Genomic DNA, 16,231 nt, shown 5'->3' with positions numbered 1-16,231 from the left:
CCCGGTTCCGGACCGACGTGTCGGTTCGGAACCGGGGGAACCGGACCGCCGGACGATGCCGCGGGCCGTTCGCTCCGTCAGCCGCGGGGGCCGTCGGAAGGCAGCGTGACGCGGTTCGGGATGGCGTCGTAGACGCTTGTGTCGAGGGAGTTCACCGAGCCGTCGGCGACGGCGTCGACCAGACCGCCGAGCCCGGTCTCGACCTGCTTGGCGAGCATGCCGTTGCGCTTCATGCCGTCGTACTGGGTCTGCGAGGACGTCTCGAAGAGAACCACCGCAGAGCCGCGCAGTTGGTACGAACCGAGCGCGGTACCCGGCAGGTTGGTGGACTGGGGGTAGAGGGTCAGCTTGCCGAAGCCGGACTCGCCCCGCCCCTGGAGCGCCTCGTAGACGGCGACGTTGGCCCGCTTGGAGGCGTCCAGGTCGAACTTGGGCCAGTTGCCGAACTCGGCCGGGTTGTCGATGAACTTGGCCGAGATGGACAGCGGCGACATGCTCTCCATGTCCTCGGTGGCGTAGCAGGACCACTGGTTGTGCAGGTCGATGAAGTAGTCGACCGTGCCGAACTCCTGCTCCAGCGAACGGTAGACGTTGCGGGAGGTCTGCGCCTCGGGCGTGATGTACCAGCCCGTGTCGGCGCTGTTGCCCGGGAAGTCCTCGGCGGCGGGGACGTAGTCCAGGTTCGGGTTGAAGTCACGGTTGACGTCGAAACCGCCGACCCGGGAGTTGTAGTTCCACGCCGGGGACGCTCCCGCCAACTGCGGGAAGTCGGCGACGACCTCGTTCCAGGTCATGTCGTTCTGCCGCTGGTCGAGCTCGCCTCCGTCCACGTTCAGCCGCGGGATGACCACCACGGTGACGTTCTCCCGTAGCTTCTGGGCCTCCGGGGTGTTGGAGCCCCACCGCTTGAGCAGCTCCAGAGCCGCCTCGGTGCCGTGCATCTCGTTGCCGTGGATCTGCGTCTGTACGTACACGACCTTGTCGCCCTCGCCGACGCGCGCGGCGTGGATGGCGCGGCCCTGGTTGGAGTACCCGGCCACCTCCACGTCGACGGTGCCGCCGGTGCTGGTCTCCAACTGCTTGAGAGCAGTGGTCAGTTGCTGATAGTTGACGAAGCCGTTGTTGCCGGATCCGGATGCCTCGGTGCCGCAGTGGGACACCGGCGGGATCGCGCCGGGGGTGGGATTGCCGGCGGCGTTGGCGGCGACGGTGGAGAGGCCGGCGATCAAGGCGGTACTCGCCAGTGTGGCGACCCAGTTTCGTGCGGACATTCACTGCTCCTCAGGCGTCGTAAAGGCACTACTGAGGGGGGGCGTGCGTCACTCTAGGCGCTCAGGAGACATCTGTGAACGGTGTGTTGCTCCTGTCGCACACGCACCTGCCTGCAACGGCCATGCACTTCGCGGTATTTCCTCGCCAAATGCTCTGATCTGCAGTAACGCCACCGGGCATCTACGAGATGCGAGAAATCGTCAAACGATCCTGCAGCCGGAAACGGCCCGGCTGCCGGTGGGACTTCCTGCCCCCATCCACGTCGGCAGCCGCCGCCGGCGCGGGTCATCCGGTCGCACGCAGCCGGTAGCGGTTGCGGGCGAGGGCCAGGGCTGCCGCGTAGAGCGCGAGGACGGCGGCGAGGATCAGGTAGTAGGCCGGCGGTAGCGCACTCATGCCCAGGGCGGAGCCCAGCGGGGAGAGCGGGAGGGCCAGGCCGATGGCGGCGAGTGCGGCGGCGGCCAGCCGTAGCGGCAGGGGGGCGCGGCCTTCAGGGGGTGCGCAGGCCGTACGCAGCATGAGCATCACCAGTGCCTGGGTGAGGAGGTTCTCGGTGAACCAGCCGGTGTGGAACGCCGCCTGCTGCTCGCTGTCCGTCTGACGTACCGCCCACACCAGTACGGCGAAGGTGGCCAGGTCGGCGACGGCGTTCAGCGCCCCGAAGCCGGTCACGAAGCGCAGGAAGTCCCGCGGATGGAGCGCCCGGGGGTGGCGCAGTGCGGCTGGGGAGGGGCGGTCGAAGGCGAGGGAGAGCTGCGCGGCGTCGAAGCACAGGTTCTGTGCGAGAACCTGTGCCGGGAGCATCGGCAGGAACGGCAGCAGCAGCGCGGCGGTGAGCATCGCGACCACGTTGCCCAGGTTGGAGGAGAGGGTGATGCGCAGATAGGTGGTGATGTTGCTGCTGCTGTACCGGCCGGTGGTGATCGCGTGCCCGATGGCGGTCAGGTCCTTGGCCGCGAGCACCACGTCGGCGGACTGCCGGGTGACGTCCACCGCGCCCTGCGGGGCCAGCGCGACGTCGGCGGCGCGCAGCGCCGGCAGGTCGTTGAGGCCGTCGCCGAGGTAGCCGGTGACATGTCCGGCGTCGCCGAGCGCGCGCACGATGCGGGCCTTGTGGGCGGGCGTGCAGCGGGCGAAGACGGTGGCGGCGGTTGCGAGTTCGGCGAGCTCGCCGTCGGAGAGGCCGTCGATGCGGTCGGCGTCGACGACCGCTCCGGGGGCGAGTCCGAGGTCGCGGCAGGCGCGCGCGGCGGTGGCCGCGTGGTCGCCGGTGAGGACCTTCACGGTGACGCCCCGCTCGCCGAGTTCGGCCAGGGCCGGGCCGGCCGTCTGCGTCGCCTGGTCGTGGAAGGCGAGCAGGCCGAGGAAGGTCAGGCCGTGTTCGTCGGGGTGCGCGTACGTGCCGAGGCGGGCGGGGCGCTCGGCGCGGGCCACGGCCAGCAGCCGCAGTCCCTGGCCGGCCTGCTGGTCGGCGAGAGCGGCCAGCCGGTCCCGGGCGGGGGCGTCGAGTGGCTCCTCCCCGTCCGGTCGGAGGACGCGGGTGCACCGGTCGAGGACGGCACCGACGGCGCCCTTGACGACGACGATGTGCGTGCCCGGCCGGCCCGGGTCGCCGACGACGGCGGTGGCGATACGGCGTTCGGGCTCGAACGGCAGGGCGGCCACCCCCTCGTACCCCAGCAGCGCGGTCTGCATGCCCTCCGCGGCTTCGAGTACCGCGTCGTCCAGCGGATCAGGTGCAGGCGGGTCCGCCAGTTGCAGCGTCCATAGGCTGTTCACGGCGCCCCAGTGGAGCACCTGCGCAGCGGGGTGGCCCCCGGCGTCCAGGTAGGCGGCGACGACCGGGCGGTCCTGGGTGAGGGTTCCGGTCTTGTCGGTGCACAGGACGTCCATGGCGCCCAGGTCGTGGAGTGCGGACAGCCGTCTGACGATCACGTTCCGGTCGCGGGCCAGGCTGGTGGCGCCCCGGGCCAGCGCGGTGGTGACGATCACCGGGAGCATCTCCGGTGTCAGGCTGACCGCGACCGCCACCGCGAAGGGCAGCGTCTCCAGGCCCCGGTCGCGCAGCAGGGCGTTGACCAGGAGCACCAGCGGGGGCGTCAGCAGCATGAAGCGGATGAGTATCCAGGCGATCCGGTGCACCGAGCGGTCGAACGCGGTCCGCCGCCATATCGCGCCGTCCCGCTGCGGCCCGTGGCCGGCGTACTGGGTGTCGGCTCCGGTGGCCACCACCAGGCCGACGCCACTGCCGGAGACGACGCTGCTGCCCTGGAACACCAGGTGGGCGCGGGCCGGCAAGGTCGTCTTCTCGTGTGCCGGTGGCGCGTCGACGGGATACTTGGCCACCGGCGCGGACTCGCCGGTCAGCGCGGCCTGGTGCACGTGGAACCGCGCGGCGCGCAGCAGCCGGATGTCCGCCGGCACCACGTCGCCCGGGCCCAGCCGCACCACGTCACCCGGAACCAGCTCCCAGGACGGAATCTCCCGGACCCGCGGTGCGGCGTCCGGGCCGGGGCGCCGCTGCACCGTCGCGGTGGCGGGCAGCCGGTCGCAGAGCGCCGCGGCGGAGACGTCGGCCCGGTACTCGCTGGTCGCGCGCAGCCCGCAACTGACCCCTACCAGGAAGAGGATCACGGAGGCGATTCCCCAGGACGCCACCGCCGCCGAGACGAGGGCGAGGCACAGGAGCACCGCCGTGAAGGGATCCCGCAGCCCGCGTCCGAAGCGCCGCAGCCACGGGAGTGCGGCCGGCTCGGGAAGCGTGTTCTCCCCCCACCGCGTCAGCCGCTCCTCGGCCTCCTTCTCCACCAGCCCGCGGGGGGAGGAGTCCAGCAGGCGCAGCATCTGCAGCCTGGTGTGACCAGCCGCCTCGGTCGCGGCGCCCGGAGGACGGGGCTCCGCCGTACCCCGGCGTGCGGCGGCCTCAGGCGCCCAGGTCACGCATCCGTCCCCCGCGTCCGCCCTCGGTCCTGGGGCCGACCAGCCAGTGCACCATGCTCACCACGTCGGGGTCGTCGATCACGTACACCACTCGCCGCCCCTCCCGCCGGGAGCGCACCAATCCCGCCAGCTTCAGCTTCGTCAGGTGCTGGCTCACCGACGGCAGCGCTCCGCCCACCCGCTCGGCCAGCCCGGTCACGTCGCTCTCGCCGTGCGCGAGTGCCCACAGGATGTGCAGCCGGGCCGGCGAGGCAAGCAGGCCGCAGGTCCCGGCCGCCTCGGCGAGTACCTCCGCCGACGGGTCTCCATCACCGATACTCCTGGCCACCGCTCTCTCCTGACGTTCCGCCGCCCCGCGTCGAGCGCTCAGTCTAGGTACGTCCCGGACCCGCCCACCGCGCCCGGCGGGCGGCCCGTACCGGTACGGAACCCGCCGGTCGCGGCCGCACCGCCCGAATCGGGTCTTCGGTGCCGTACGGGCTCAGGCGGTGTCGTCGTCATCGTTTCGCCGCGGTGCGCCGTCGTTCGGCGCCCGGCCCGCCTCTCCCGGTTCGCCGGTGGCCTGCTCGGGGAGCACCGCGGAGACGGTCTCGGCCCCGGTGACGTCCTCGGGGGCGCTCACGGCCGCGGGCGTGAGATCGAGCTCCGACGCCTCGTCGTCCGCCGGGCCCCGGGCGGCCGCGCGGGCCCGGCGGCGGTCGTTGAGCAGCGCGAACCCGGTGGCCGCGAAGTAGAGCACGATGACCGGGCCGGCCAGGGCGAACATGCCGACGGGGTCGGTGCTGGGGGTGGCGACGGCACCGAAGGTGGTGATGCCCATGATCATCCAGCGCCACCAGCCGAGCATCCGGCCGCCGGTGACGGCGCCGGCGAGGTTGAGCATCACCAGCAACAGCGGCAGCTCGAAGGAGAGCCCGAAGACGATGACCATGCGGGTCAGCAGGTCGATGAACTCGGGCAGGGGCAGCAGGTTCTTCGCGTTCTCCGGGGTGAAGTCCAGCAGCACCTCGGCGGTCGTGGGCAGGATCCGGTACGCGAAGTAGGCCCCGCCGGCGAAGAGCGGCACGCCTGCGGCGACGAAGCCGAGCGAGTACTTCTTCTCGTGCTTGTGCAGGCCGGGGGCGAGGAAGGCCCACAACTGGTACAGCCAGACCGGCGTCGCCAGCACCAGGCCGGTCATGAAGGAGACCTTGAGCATGATGGTGAACGGGGACAGCAGCCCGTTGACCGTGAAGTCGGCGCAGCCCTTCCGCTCGCCGACATCCGACGCCTGCAGCCCGTCCGGGCAGCCCACGGACCTCAGCACCGGGTCCATCAGGAAGTCCACGATGTGCTGGTAGACGAAGAGCGCGGCGATCGTGACGACCAGGATGGCCCCGGTCGCCTTGATCAGCCGGTCGCGCAGTTCGCGGAGGTGGTCCGCGAGGGCCATCCGCCCCTCGGGGTGTTTCTCCGCGCGCTCTTTACGCCGGGCGACGACTGGCAACCCGCGTCCTCATCGTGCGCCGCGGTCGTCCCCGACCGCGCTCTGCTGCGGCGGGTTCGCGGCGGGGGCCTCGTCCGTCCGGGCCTCGCTCTTCATCGCCTTGGCCTCGCTCTTGAGGATGCGGGCCGACTTGCCGAGCGAGCGGGCCATGTCCGGAAGCTTCTTCGCGCCGAACAACAGGATGACGACGACCAGAACAAGGATGACCTCCGCGGGTCCGAGCCGTCCGAACATCACTCTCACCTTCGTGCCTGGCGGTGGCCCCGGAACCGCCTCGCCGACTGGCCCCGAAGCCAACATTTCAAATATTGCGCAACTTTAACATGTTGGCTGACGTCACCCCCGTACCGCATGGAACAGCCGTTCCGCTCCGACTCCGCTGCCCTGATCAGGGGACGAGGGATCAGACGGTGCCGGCATGGCAGCTCTGCCACCTCCCTCGCCGGGGCCATCGGCCTCCGGCCGCGGGGTGGCCGTGGGGCCGGGGGGTCCGCGGCACCTTCCCGTGGTGTGTAGCTTTGCTACTTGCGCAACTAAGGAACTCTGGTCGGGCCGCCGGCGTTGATCCGGTGAGTACGACAGCCTTTCGAATCTCAGTGGAGGAATCACATGGGGGTCAGCCTCTCCAAAGGTGGCAACGTCTCGCTCTCGAAGGAGGCGCCGGGCCTGACGGCGGTGACCGTCGGCCTCGGCTGGGATGTACGCACGACCACGGGAGCCGAGTACGACCTGGACGCCAGCGCCATGCTGTGCAACGACGCCGGCAAGGTCGTCTCCGACCGGCACTTCGTCTTCTACAACAACCTGACGAGCCCCGACGGCTCCGTTCAGCACACCGGGGACAACCTCACCGGCGAGGGCGAAGGCGACGACGAGTCGATCAACATCGATCTCGCCACCGTGCCTGCGGAAGTGGCCAAGATCGTCTTCCCCGTGTCCATCCATGACGCCGACACCCGCCAGCAGAACTTCGGCCAGGTCCGCAACGCCTTCATCCGCGTGGTCAACCGGGCGGACGGCGCCGAGCTGGCGCGGTACGACCTCAGCGAGGACGCCTCCACCGAGACCGCCATGGTCTTCGGTGAGCTCTACCGGCACGGCGCGGAGTGGAAGTTCCGCGCGGTGGGCCAGGGCTACGCCTCCGGGCTGGCCGGTATCGCCCAGGACTTCGGCGTCAACATCTGACGCCACGGGAAGTCCACGGCGGCGGCCCCGGCAGCCCGGGGCGCCGCCGGAAGGGCGGCACCGGCCCCCGGAACCGGCACCCGGACCCCGTCACCCGGATCGCACGTCGCATCCATCAGGCGCCCGCCGGCGCATCACCGCACCCGCGATCCACCCGACGGACCAGGAGGCAGCATTGAGTCGCGGCACAGCCCGCGGGCACGGCGCTCACCGGCACCCGTATCCCACCGACGCCCCCGGCTCGGACCACGGCCTCTCCCCGGACGCGGTGCCGTCGCAGCGCGGTGCCGGGGCAACCGGCCCCTCCGGTGACCCGGAGGAGCCGATCCGCGGGCCCGGCGGAACGCCACGGCGGCGCGGGCGCCGCGTGCTGCGGTGGGTCGCGGGCGGAGTGTCGGGACTGATCGTCGGCTGCGCGGGGGCCGGTTACCTCAACTACGAGTACCTCAACGGCAAGCTGTCCAAGGAACCAGCACCCGAACCGGGTCGTTCCGCGAGATCAATCCCGGCTATACCTGGTGATCCGCCCTTATTGAATGCCTGAAGCCGCGCCCGCTGACCCGGCGACCGTACCTGCCGCCGGGTCAGCTACCGCACGGTCACGGCTTGGCGAATCGTTACGGCCAGATCGAGTCGACCCACTCCGGGTGGTCGATGAACGGGTTCCGGTTGTGCTGGATCTGGTCGAAGATCACCTGGTTGCGGTTCCTTTCGAAATCGCTCGGCGGGTCCTCGTCGTTCCACTCCTTGAGGACCGAGAGCTTGCCGATGGCAGGCGACGATCCGTTGTTGACCTGTTCGTTGGGCTCGAGGTCGGCGAAGCCGTCGTCGCCGTCGTAGCGAACGGCCATGTAGAGGATCATGCGGGCGACGTCGCCCTTGACCTCGTCGCGGGGCTCGAAGGAGTCGTCGTCGCTGAAGCTCCCCGGAGCCTGGTCGACCGGGCTGCCGCCGTGGTCGAAGTCCTTGTTCCCGCGGGTGCTGTTGACCGTCACGTCCGTGGGGCGCAGGTGGTGCACATCGGTGCCCGGACCCGTCGAGGTGCCGAAGTCGCCGTGGCTCTTGGCCCAGACGTGCTCGCGGTTCCAGTCGTCGGCGTTGCCGCCGTTGGAGTCCTTGCTCTGCGAGTAACCGCTGTAGAGGAGGATGACGTTGTCCGGGTTCTCCGGGTCCTCGTCCGTCTCCATGAGTGCGTCCCAGACCTGGTCGTACGAGATCTTGGTCTGGTCGCTGATGATCGTGTGCAGGGCACTCTTGAGCTCGGCGCCCTCCTTGCCGAGCGCGTCCTTGTAGTACGTGTCGTCGTACGCGGCGGCGGAGGACGTTGCGGGGTCGGCGGGCGTTGCCGCGACGGAGGGCAGCGTACCGGTGGCCGCCGCGGCCAGAGCCACGGCGGAGGTCAGCGCGGCGCGCGATATTCGGGAAGTGTCCACGGAAGGACCTCTCTCCGGGAGTTGGCACCTGCCGGTGCCGGGTGTGGGGGGTGGCGCGTGGGCCGGCCGGGTGCCGGACCACCAACGAGCGTGACAGCACGCGCAGTTGGCTTCAAGTACGTACCCCGCAGGTGGCCGCGCGTAGACCCGATTTCCCGTGTTCGCGCGGCGGGCCGCGCGGGCGACGACGTCGAAGGTGCCGGTCCCGGGAACGAGGACGGCCTGTTCGCCGAGCGCGTCGCCGACCTCCTCGCTCGGCCGGGCCGCCAGGCGCTACACCCGGGCGCCGGCGGATCGCTGCCCGGTGCCGGTGGGACCGAGGCCCGAGCCGGCCGCGTCGCCCGCGTGTCCGCCCAGCCGCACCGGCCGCTCTCCGGTACCCGTGTCCAGGCACTCGTTCCCAGATCTGCCTCCCCCGCCGTACAGGGGGTCGCCAGGACATCCAGCGAGAGGCGCGCCCGGAAGCGGTCGCCGCCCAGCCAGCCGCCGGGCAGCCGCTTGCGCGGGGGCGAGGGACGAAAGCCGAAGGATCGGCCCGTCGCCTGGCAGGACCCCGCTCACCTCCGCGCTACACTCCCGAGCAGATTGAACTGTTTTGTCCCGTTTTGTTCGCTCTCACCCGTCACCTGACCCACATCCCATAAGGCCCTGAAATGGGCCTACATCCTGTAGGGGATAGCTGGATGACTGCCGTACCGCCGAGCACTATCCGCGCAACTCTGATCCCCCGAGGACCGGCGCTGAGCGGCAGTGTCCTTCCGGCGACGGTGGCGGTGACGTTCGCGCTGGCACAGTTGGCCCTCGTACGCCCGGGGATGGGGCTCGGCTGGGACGAGACGGTGTACGTCAGCCAGATCAGCGGGCACGCCCCGGCGGCGTTCTTCAGCGCCCCGCGCGCTCGCGGCGTCTCGCTGCTGGTGGCGCCGATCGCGGCCTGGTCGCCGTCGACTCCGCTGCTGCGGGTCTACCTCGCCGTCCTGTCCGGCATCGGGCTCTGGCTGGCCCTGCGCGCCTGGCGCGGTCTGCTCTCGCCGAAGGTGCTCGCACTGGGCGGCGCCCTCTTCGCCTCGCTGTGGGTGACGCTCTACTACGGCCCGCAGGCGATGCCCAACTACTGGGTGGCGATCGGGGCGCTGGCCGGTGTCGGCTGTTTCCTGCGCGCCCAGGCGGACCGGACCCGGCGCGCTGCGGTGTGGGGGCTCGCGGCGGCCGCGGCGCTGATGGCGTTGATGAGGCCGATGGACGCGGCGTGGGTGGGCCTGCCGCTGCTCCTGGCGAGTGCCGTCGTCCGCCGATGGCGGTACCTCTGGCTGTCGCTCGCCCTCGCTGCGGGGCTCGCGGCCGGTGCGGCCGCATGGGTGATCGAGGCGTACACCGGTTACGGCGGCCTGGGCCAGCGGCTCCACGACGCCTCGCTCATCCAGGGCGGGCTGAGCTGGAACTTCGCCGTCGACGACCAGATGCGCAGTCAGAGCGGCCGCACCCTGTGCCGGCCGTGCACGGGTGCGATCCCGAATCCGGTCATGTTCGCCTGGTGGTTCGTCTTTTCCATGCTGGCCGCGGTCGGGCTCGCCCTGGCGGTCCGGGCCCGACGCGCCGTCGGGGCGACCGCGTTGCCGCTTGCCTGCGCGGCGGCGGCCGCGTTCCCGTACCTGTTCCTGATCGGCTATGCCGCTCCCCGGTTCCTGCTGCCGGCGTACGCTCTGCTCGCGATTCCGGTCGCCTACGGCCTCGTCTCCCTGGTACGGGCCATCCCGAGCGGCGCCTGGCGGGTCTCTGCGGTGACGCTGGCCGCTGTCATTCTGGCCGGGCATCTGGTGGTGCAGTCTTCCGTGCTGCACCAAACCGTCGATCGCGCCACCGAAGGCCACCGTGACTGGGCCAGGACCGCCGCCGCACTGAACCGTGCGGGAGTCCGGCCGCCGTGCGTGCTCACCGGTGACGAGGCGATCGCGCCGCACATCCCGATCGCCTTCAGCGCCGCCTGCTCGTCGGCCGACACCGACGGCCACAACGGCAACACCACTGCGGCGGCGCTGGCACGTGAGGCGGGCCGGATCCCGGTGGCGATGCTGACGACCCGTACGACGACGCCGCCGCCGTCCTTCGCCCGCGGCTGGCGGCTGATCCACGTCCACCGGCATGTCTACGCGTACGTCGGCCCGGCCGTCCGGAGGCTCGGCAGGGCCGGGAACGCTTGATCAAGCGGGCGCGGGCAGGGCGCCGACAAGCACCGTGGCGTACAGGCGCGGACTCGGGTCACTCCACCGTCGGACCGGTGAACTCACCACTTCGTGATGCTCGGTGATCCCGAAGCGGCGCCCCTCCCGCTCGGCGAGGAACTCGTGTCACAGGAGGGCGCCGCCGGAGACCTCGATGCGCTGGGCGGTGACCCAGCGCAGTCCCTCTGAGGCCAGCGTGGCGATGGCGTCGCCGATCTCCTCAGGTTCGCCGACGCGCCCGAGCGCGGTCTGTCCGGCCAGAACCTCGCGCATCCCCGCGTCGTCCCGCATCGCTCCGCCGTTGAAGTCGGTGGCGGTCGGCCCGGGGGCGATGGAGTTGACGCGGATGCCGCGGGGTCCTAGTTCTGCGGCGAGGGTGCGGCCCAGAGCTTCGACGGCGGCCTTCGAGGCGGAGTAGGCCGAGGTGGCGGGGCTGGTGTGGCGGGTCAGTGACGTCGAGACGTTGATGACCTGGCCGCCCTGGGCCAGCAGCGGCACGAGTGACTGGATGAGGAAGAACGTGCCCCGGACGTTGGTGCCCATCACCGTGTCGAAGTCGTCGACCGTGACAGTCTCCAGCGGCCCGAAGACCCCCACTCCCGCGTTGTTGACCAGGATGTCGAGGCGCGAAGTACCCCAGCGCTCCAGTTGCGCGCCCAGCTCGGAGGTGAAGGACGCGAAGGAGGGGACGTCGCTGATGTCGAGCCGGAGAACAGCGGCAGTCCCGCCCACCGACCGCACCAGTTCCGCCGTCTCCTCGGCCCCGGCCGCATCGCCGCGGTGGGTGACCACGACCCGCACCCCGCGTGTGGCCAGGGCGATGGCCGCGCTGCGCCCGAGGCCGCGATTCGCACCGGTCACCAAAGCGATCTTGTCGCTCGTCATGTAGTCCCTTCGCCGTGCGACGACCAGGAAGCGCCCAGGTGTCACGGTTCAGATGCGAGTCACTCGACTCGCCTTGCGGTGCACCGTAAGCGGATCACCCGAGGCGAGTCAAGTGACTCGCCTCGCGGCTGCGGCATACTCTCCGCATGGCAGCAGAACTCTCCGCGCATCACCGCAGGCTCGCCCAGCAGAAGCGCGAGGCGATCACCTCCGCGGCCACGGAACTGTTCTTGGACCGTGGCTACGACGGCACCTCCCTGGCGCGGATCGCCGAAGCGGCCGGAGTCTCGAAGTCCACCCTGTTCAAGCAGTTCCCCACCAAGGCGGCCCTCTTCGAGGCCATCGTCACCGAGTCCTGGCAGCGCGACGCCGGCGATACCGCCACGCGGCCACAGACGGGAAACCTGCGCGCCGGACTGACAGCCATCGGCCACCGCTACGCCGACCTGATCGGCCAGCCCCGCATGACGAGCCTGTTCCGCATCGTCATCGCCGAACTGCCCCGTTTCCCCGAACTGGGACGGATGCAGTTCCAACTCGGCAAACTGCCCTACTTCGCCTCCGTCCAGCACTACCTGGAATCCGAGCACGAGGCAGGCAACGCCGACGTGCCCGACGCCGAGAGCGCCGCGAACCAGTTCCTCGGCATGATCGCCAACTACGCCCTGTGGCCCCGCATGCTGCTGACCGGCTGGAACCCCACAGCCTCCGACATCCACCACGCCGTCGAAGAGGCCGTCCAGACCATGCTCGCCAGATACACCCCCGAACCACCGGCCTGACCCGAAGCCCGACCTTCGACACCGACGCGCTGACCGCTTGAGCTCGCCATCGTTTGACGACAGGCGAGCGACGTGTCCGATGAAGCCGACCAGCAGCCCACCGCCCGGCAGAACTTCGTCCTGTACGAGGCCGGGATCGAGGACCCGGTCGCCTTCGAGGAAGACCCGGGGATCTTGGCCGGTGCCCTCGGGGAGGAGGGCACCGGCCGGCCGGGGGCTGCGGGTGTCAGTTGCGCCAGGTGTCGTTGAGCGTGAGGGAGCCGCCGGTGGGCACGGTGGCCTGGCGGTTGGAGCCGGATTCCCAGGTCACGCCGGTCTGGCCATCCCAGCGGCGGATGTACTTGTACTGGAACGTCGTACCGGCCGGCAGGGCGAGCTGGTGCTTCCAGACCGGGTAGCTGCCACTGCTGAGCCTGACCGCCTGGGCGGGGTTCCAGTCGCCGAGCTGCGGGATGCTGCCGGCGACGTAGATGTTCTCGCCGGGCTGGGTGGTGGCGGTGACGTTGAAGGAGGCGCCGCCGACCGGGTCGGGGTCGCCGCCGCCGCAGTCCCGTGCGCCGGTGTGCAGGGCCAGCGCCGTGTTGGCGCCCAGGGTGGCGGTGAACTGACCGGAGCCGTCGACGGTCACGGCACGGTCGCTCTGGACGTCGCAGTAGATGCCGGCGGCCAGGGAGGTCTGGAAGGTGCGGCTGAGGGAACCGGACTCGTGGTTGATGGCCAAGTAGCCCTGGCTGCCGCGGCCGAAGGCGATCGCGTCTCCCCCGTTGTCCCACCAGTTGGTGACCGCCTGGCCGCGGGCGGCGTTGCGGAAGCCGACCATGGACTCGATCTCGGGCCAGGCGTGCTGGCACTTCCAGCCGTCCTGGTAGCACGCGTTGACCGCACCGTTGTTGGGCGGGCCGGCGTCGTTGTTGCCGAACTCGTAGCCGGAGTGGACGTCGGGAGACCCGTAGGGCCAGGCCAGCATGAAGACGTTGGCCAGGGTGTAGTTGGCGCCGCTCTTGTAGCTGAGGGTGGAGCCGTTGCGCTCGGTGTCGTGGTTGTCGACGAAGACGGCGCTTCCGCCCGAGGGCATGTACCCCCAGCCCTCGCCGAAGTTCTTCAGATAGGCGAGGTTCTCGTTCTCGAAGACCCGCTTGAGATCACGGCCGTAGCGGAACTCCTGGACGTCGCCGGTGCCCCGGTACTCGTCCGGCAGGATCGGCTCGCCGGCGCCGAAGATCGCCTCCTGCTTCCAGTAGACGTTCGGGTTGGTGAGCCGGGATTTGATGTTGGCGAGGTCGCCGGCCGGGATGTGCTTGACCGCGTCGACGCGGAAGCCCGCCACGCCCAGTGAGAGCAGGTCGTTGAGGTAGCCCGCGATACGTCCCCGGACGTAGTCCTTGCCGGTGTTGAGGTCGGCCAGGCCCACCAGCTCGCAGTTCTGCACGTTGCCGCGGTCGCCGTAGTTGTCGCCGATCGGCCGGCGGCAGTTGTTGAAGTCCCCGTCGCTGTAGGGCGCGTCGGGGTAGTCGTACTTGGTGTAGTTCGAGCCCGCGGTGCCGGTGCCGGAGCCGGCGGACATGTGGTTGATCACCGCGTCCACCACGACGCCGACTCCCGCGTTACGGCAGGTGCCGACCATGTTGCGGAACTGGTCGCGATTGCCGAGGCGGCTCTCGATGCGGTAGCTGACGGGCTGGTAGGCGGTCCACCACTGGCCGCCCTGGATCTGCTCCTGGGGTGGGGAGACCTGGACGTAGCCGTATCCGGCCGGGCCCAGGCGCTGGGTGCATTCGCGGGCGATGGAGTCGAATCTCCAGTTGAACATCACCGCGGTGACATCCTTCGACCCGGGCGGTGCCGCCTGGGCCGCGGGGGTCGTGACGGTCATCGAGAGGACGCTGCCGGAGACGGCGATCAGGCCGGCCATGAACGCGCCGATGGACCTCTTCCAGCCTGGAGTTCCGTGTCTGCGTTGGCGACGAGCGAACAAGACTCCTCCTGGGAATGGACGGGTTGAGGCCGCGAAGGCAACGCGCCATGCCCGACAGCCCGGGGCACGCCCTTGCAGACTTTCTGCAAGGGATTGCACAGAGGAACGTAGAGCCGCCTCCGAACCCGGTCAAGGGCTCGGGCACGCGCACTGCCCACGATCTACCCGACCGCCTTCCCGTACAGGAGTGACGCCGTGCCGGACGCCGGCGGGAAGGGGCGGTCCGGCCTGCAAGTGCGCTGGCGGCTCGGCACCGATGAGCAGGAGGCGACCGCCGCCTGGGGGAATGCCTCTCAGCGCTTCCCCTGCCGCCTGCTCCTCTGAGCGCAGCGAGCCGGCAGATGCACGGCGTACCGCAAGAAATTGCAGACGAGGGCGGGCAGTGCTTCATGCAGCCGCTGCCACACGCCGGCCACCTTCCATTTCCGCAACCGGCGCACGGCCACGGGGGTTCACGCCCGCCGAGGCGTGGTACCCGGCCCTCCGTGACGGACGAGCAGGCGGCACTCATGTCATCGGACCAGCCCACCGACAAGGGAGCCGCCCTCGTCCGCGCCGCGGTACCGCACGAGATCCGCGCCGCGCGGCCTGAGTTGTGCATAGCCGGGCCCGTGCCGCACAGCGGCGGCGGGGAAGAAGCGGTGCCGGGGGCCGAGGTGCCGCTCCTGCGGCACGACCCGGGTCCCGGTGACCTTACGGGGGCGGCTTCCCGGCATCGAGGGAACTGCCGACGAGCGAGCGTTTCGACGAATCAGGGAGAGGACGATTCATCATGGCAAGCACGCAGGGCAAGTTGCGCGAGCAGGTGGAGACGGTTCGCGGCCGACTGGGCCACGGCGCCGAGAAGTTGGTTGCCAGGACAGGCGTGAAACACCGGGCCCGGGAGCGGGCCGCGGACGTCAGGCGGGTCGTCGACGACAAGACGCCGGACCGGGTGCGCCACGCCGCGGGGCGTGCGGGTCATGTGGCCGAGCGCGCGGCCCGTACGGGCAAGAGGCGCCCGGTGCCGACGGCGAGCGTCGTCGGTGGTGCGGTGCTGGCGCTCGTCTTCCTGCTCTTCCGCCGCGGCCGGGGCAACGGCCGCTGAGCGGGCGGCCGGCACGACCGGCACCGGTTTCCTCGAAGTCACCCTCCCGGGCCGGGCCGGAGCAGGTACTTCGGGGCGGTGGAACCAGCCCGAACGACAATCAGGCCCTGCGTTGACAGAGGCAACGCTGAGCGGGGCAAGTATGAGTGGTGACGTCCGGTCGACGAGGCGTTCCCCACGGCAACGAAAAGGGGCCGGGAGGTGACACGGGCGAGTACTACGACGCGGTGGTGCTGGCGGGAGGGCGCGCCCGGCGATTAGGCGGAGCGGACAAGCCGATGGTGTCCGTCGGCGGCATGTCGTTGCTCGATCGGTCGATCGAGGCATGCACGGGGGCCGGGAAGACGATCGTGGTGGGCCCACACCGGGCCACCGTTCACCAGGTACACCACGTGCGCGAGCGGCCTCCGCATGCTGGGCCGCTCGCGGCACTGGCCGCGGGAGTGCGCTGGGTACGCGCGCCGTTCGTGGTCGTCCTGGCGGCGGATCTTCCGTTCGTGCGGCCGGAAGCAGTCGCTGAGTTACTGCGTCAGGCGGCGGGTTCTGCGATCGAGGGCGCGGTCATGCTGGAGACACAGGGCCGGGACAATCCGTTGTTCGCCGCATATCGGACCGTAGCTCTGCGACGGATAATTGCGCTCACCCTCGCCGAGCACAGATCGTTGGCGGGGCTGCCCATCCGTGTACTGACTCGTTCCCTCGCCCTGCGGTACGTGCCTGATGTCGCCGGCGTGTCATTCGACTGCGACACGTGGGAAGCGGTGGCCCTTGCCCGGGCCTGCCTGAAGTCGAAAGCCGGTTGACCGGCCACCGGGCCGCGGGCGATGGAGCCTACGACTCGGGCGAGTGGACGGGCTCCGGTTCCAGAAGCGGATCATGCCGATCACGCCCCGAGGCGGACCAACTGATCGATTCAGAACAAGTCTGAGCTCTGGACCTCGCGCTCCACGATCTCGGTCGGCAG

General features: G+C 70.4%; 14 protein-coding genes. 6 read left to right on the top strand and 8 right to left on the bottom strand.

Annotated elements, in window-relative coordinates; genetic code table 11:
• Positions 1 to 77: 77 nt before the first annotated feature.
• From ACFYVJ_RS06260 to tatA, 5 genes are all read right to left on the bottom strand, one after another.
• A complete protein-coding gene (locus ACFYVJ_RS06260; RefSeq protein WP_388887070.1) occupies positions 78 to 1,271 on the bottom strand; it encodes a M14 family zinc carboxypeptidase in 1,194 nt (397 codons plus the stop codon).
• 286 nt (positions 1,272 to 1,557) lie between these two features.
• Positions 1,558 to 4,116 carry a magnesium-translocating P-type ATPase gene (gene mgtA / locus ACFYVJ_RS06255; protein ID WP_388887068.1) on the bottom strand — a complete coding sequence of 853 codons (2,559 nt, stop codon included), beginning with the start codon at positions 4,114 to 4,116 and terminating at the stop codon, positions 1,558 to 1,560.
• A gap of 79 nt (positions 4,117 to 4,195) precedes the next feature.
• On the bottom strand, positions 4,196 to 4,540 hold the full coding sequence (locus tag ACFYVJ_RS06250) for an ArsR/SmtB family transcription factor (RefSeq protein ID WP_388887066.1): 345 nt from the start codon (positions 4,538 to 4,540) through the stop codon (positions 4,196 to 4,198).
• 153 nt (positions 4,541 to 4,693) lie between these two features.
• Positions 4,694 to 5,644: a twin-arginine translocase subunit TatC gene (gene tatC / locus ACFYVJ_RS06245; RefSeq protein ID WP_388887363.1), complete on the bottom strand. Its 951-nt coding sequence runs from the start codon at positions 5,642 to 5,644 to the stop codon at positions 4,694 to 4,696.
• 63 nt (positions 5,645 to 5,707) lie between these two features.
• Positions 5,708 to 5,932: a Sec-independent protein translocase subunit TatA gene (tatA, locus tag ACFYVJ_RS06240; RefSeq protein ID WP_388887064.1), complete on the bottom strand. Its 225-nt coding sequence runs from the start codon at positions 5,930 to 5,932 to the stop codon at positions 5,708 to 5,710.
• Positions 5,933 to 6,307: 375 nt separating this feature from the next.
• On the opposite strand from tatA, the gene ACFYVJ_RS06235 reads away from it, so the two are divergent.
• A complete protein-coding gene (locus tag ACFYVJ_RS06235) occupies positions 6,308 to 6,883 on the top strand; it encodes a TerD family protein (protein WP_388887062.1) in 576 nt (191 codons plus the stop codon).
• A 617-nt stretch (positions 6,884 to 7,500) separates the two neighbouring features.
• On the opposite strand, the gene ACFYVJ_RS06230 is transcribed toward ACFYVJ_RS06235, so the two are convergent.
• The gene (locus tag ACFYVJ_RS06230; RefSeq protein ID WP_388887060.1) at positions 7,501 to 8,316 is read right to left on the bottom strand and encodes an endonuclease I family protein; all 816 of its coding nucleotides are present in this window, start codon (positions 8,314 to 8,316) and stop codon (positions 7,501 to 7,503) included.
• Positions 8,317 to 9,083: 767 nt separating this feature from the next.
• Between ACFYVJ_RS06230 and ACFYVJ_RS06225 the strand changes: the two genes are divergently transcribed.
• Entirely contained in the window at positions 9,084 to 10,517 is a 1,434-nt protein-coding gene (locus ACFYVJ_RS06225) for a hypothetical protein (RefSeq protein WP_388887058.1), read from the top strand.
• 147 nt (positions 10,518 to 10,664) lie between these two features.
• On the opposite strand, the gene ACFYVJ_RS06220 is transcribed toward ACFYVJ_RS06225, so the two are convergent.
• The gene (locus tag ACFYVJ_RS06220) at positions 10,665 to 11,423 is read right to left on the bottom strand and encodes an SDR family NAD(P)-dependent oxidoreductase (RefSeq protein WP_388887056.1); all 759 of its coding nucleotides are present in this window, start codon (positions 11,421 to 11,423) and stop codon (positions 10,665 to 10,667) included.
• A 146-nt stretch (positions 11,424 to 11,569) separates the two neighbouring features.
• Here ACFYVJ_RS06220 and ACFYVJ_RS06215 point away from each other — a divergent pair, with 146 nt between their 5' ends.
• Positions 11,570 to 12,205 (top strand): TetR/AcrR family transcriptional regulator, encoded by a 636-nt coding sequence (locus ACFYVJ_RS06215; protein WP_388887054.1) that lies wholly within the window; start codon positions 11,570 to 11,572, stop codon positions 12,203 to 12,205.
• 72 nt (positions 12,206 to 12,277) lie between these two features.
• Positions 12,278 to 12,454: a hypothetical protein gene (locus ACFYVJ_RS06210; protein WP_388887053.1), complete on the top strand. Its 177-nt coding sequence runs from the start codon at positions 12,278 to 12,280 to the stop codon at positions 12,452 to 12,454.
• Here ACFYVJ_RS06210 and ACFYVJ_RS06205 read toward each other — a convergent pair.
• Complete coding sequence (locus ACFYVJ_RS06205) at positions 12,432 to 14,117, bottom strand: carbohydrate-binding module family 20 domain-containing protein (protein ID WP_388887052.1); 1,686 nt, start codon at positions 14,115 to 14,117, stop codon at positions 12,432 to 12,434. The genes ACFYVJ_RS06210 and ACFYVJ_RS06205 overlap by 23 nt on opposite strands.
• Before the next feature lie 835 nt (positions 14,118 to 14,952).
• On the opposite strand from ACFYVJ_RS06205, the gene ACFYVJ_RS06200 reads away from it, so the two are divergent.
• Both ACFYVJ_RS06200 and ACFYVJ_RS06195 read left to right on the top strand, forming a co-directional pair.
• Positions 14,953 to 15,267 carry a hypothetical protein gene (locus tag ACFYVJ_RS06200; protein WP_388887051.1) on the top strand — a complete coding sequence of 105 codons (315 nt, stop codon included), beginning with the start codon at positions 14,953 to 14,955 and terminating at the stop codon, positions 15,265 to 15,267.
• A 227-nt stretch (positions 15,268 to 15,494) separates the two neighbouring features.
• Positions 15,495 to 16,070: a molybdenum cofactor guanylyltransferase gene (locus tag ACFYVJ_RS06195; RefSeq protein ID WP_388887361.1), complete on the top strand. Its 576-nt coding sequence runs from the start codon at positions 15,495 to 15,497 to the stop codon at positions 16,068 to 16,070.
• Positions 16,071 to 16,231 lie beyond the last annotated feature (161 nt).

This window comes from Streptomyces sp. NPDC004134 (genome assembly GCF_042874195.1).
In the GTDB taxonomy this organism is placed as follows: Bacteria; Actinomycetota; Actinomycetes; order Streptomycetales; family Streptomycetaceae; genus Streptomyces.
This window is presented reverse-complemented; position numbering and strand designations above follow the sequence as displayed.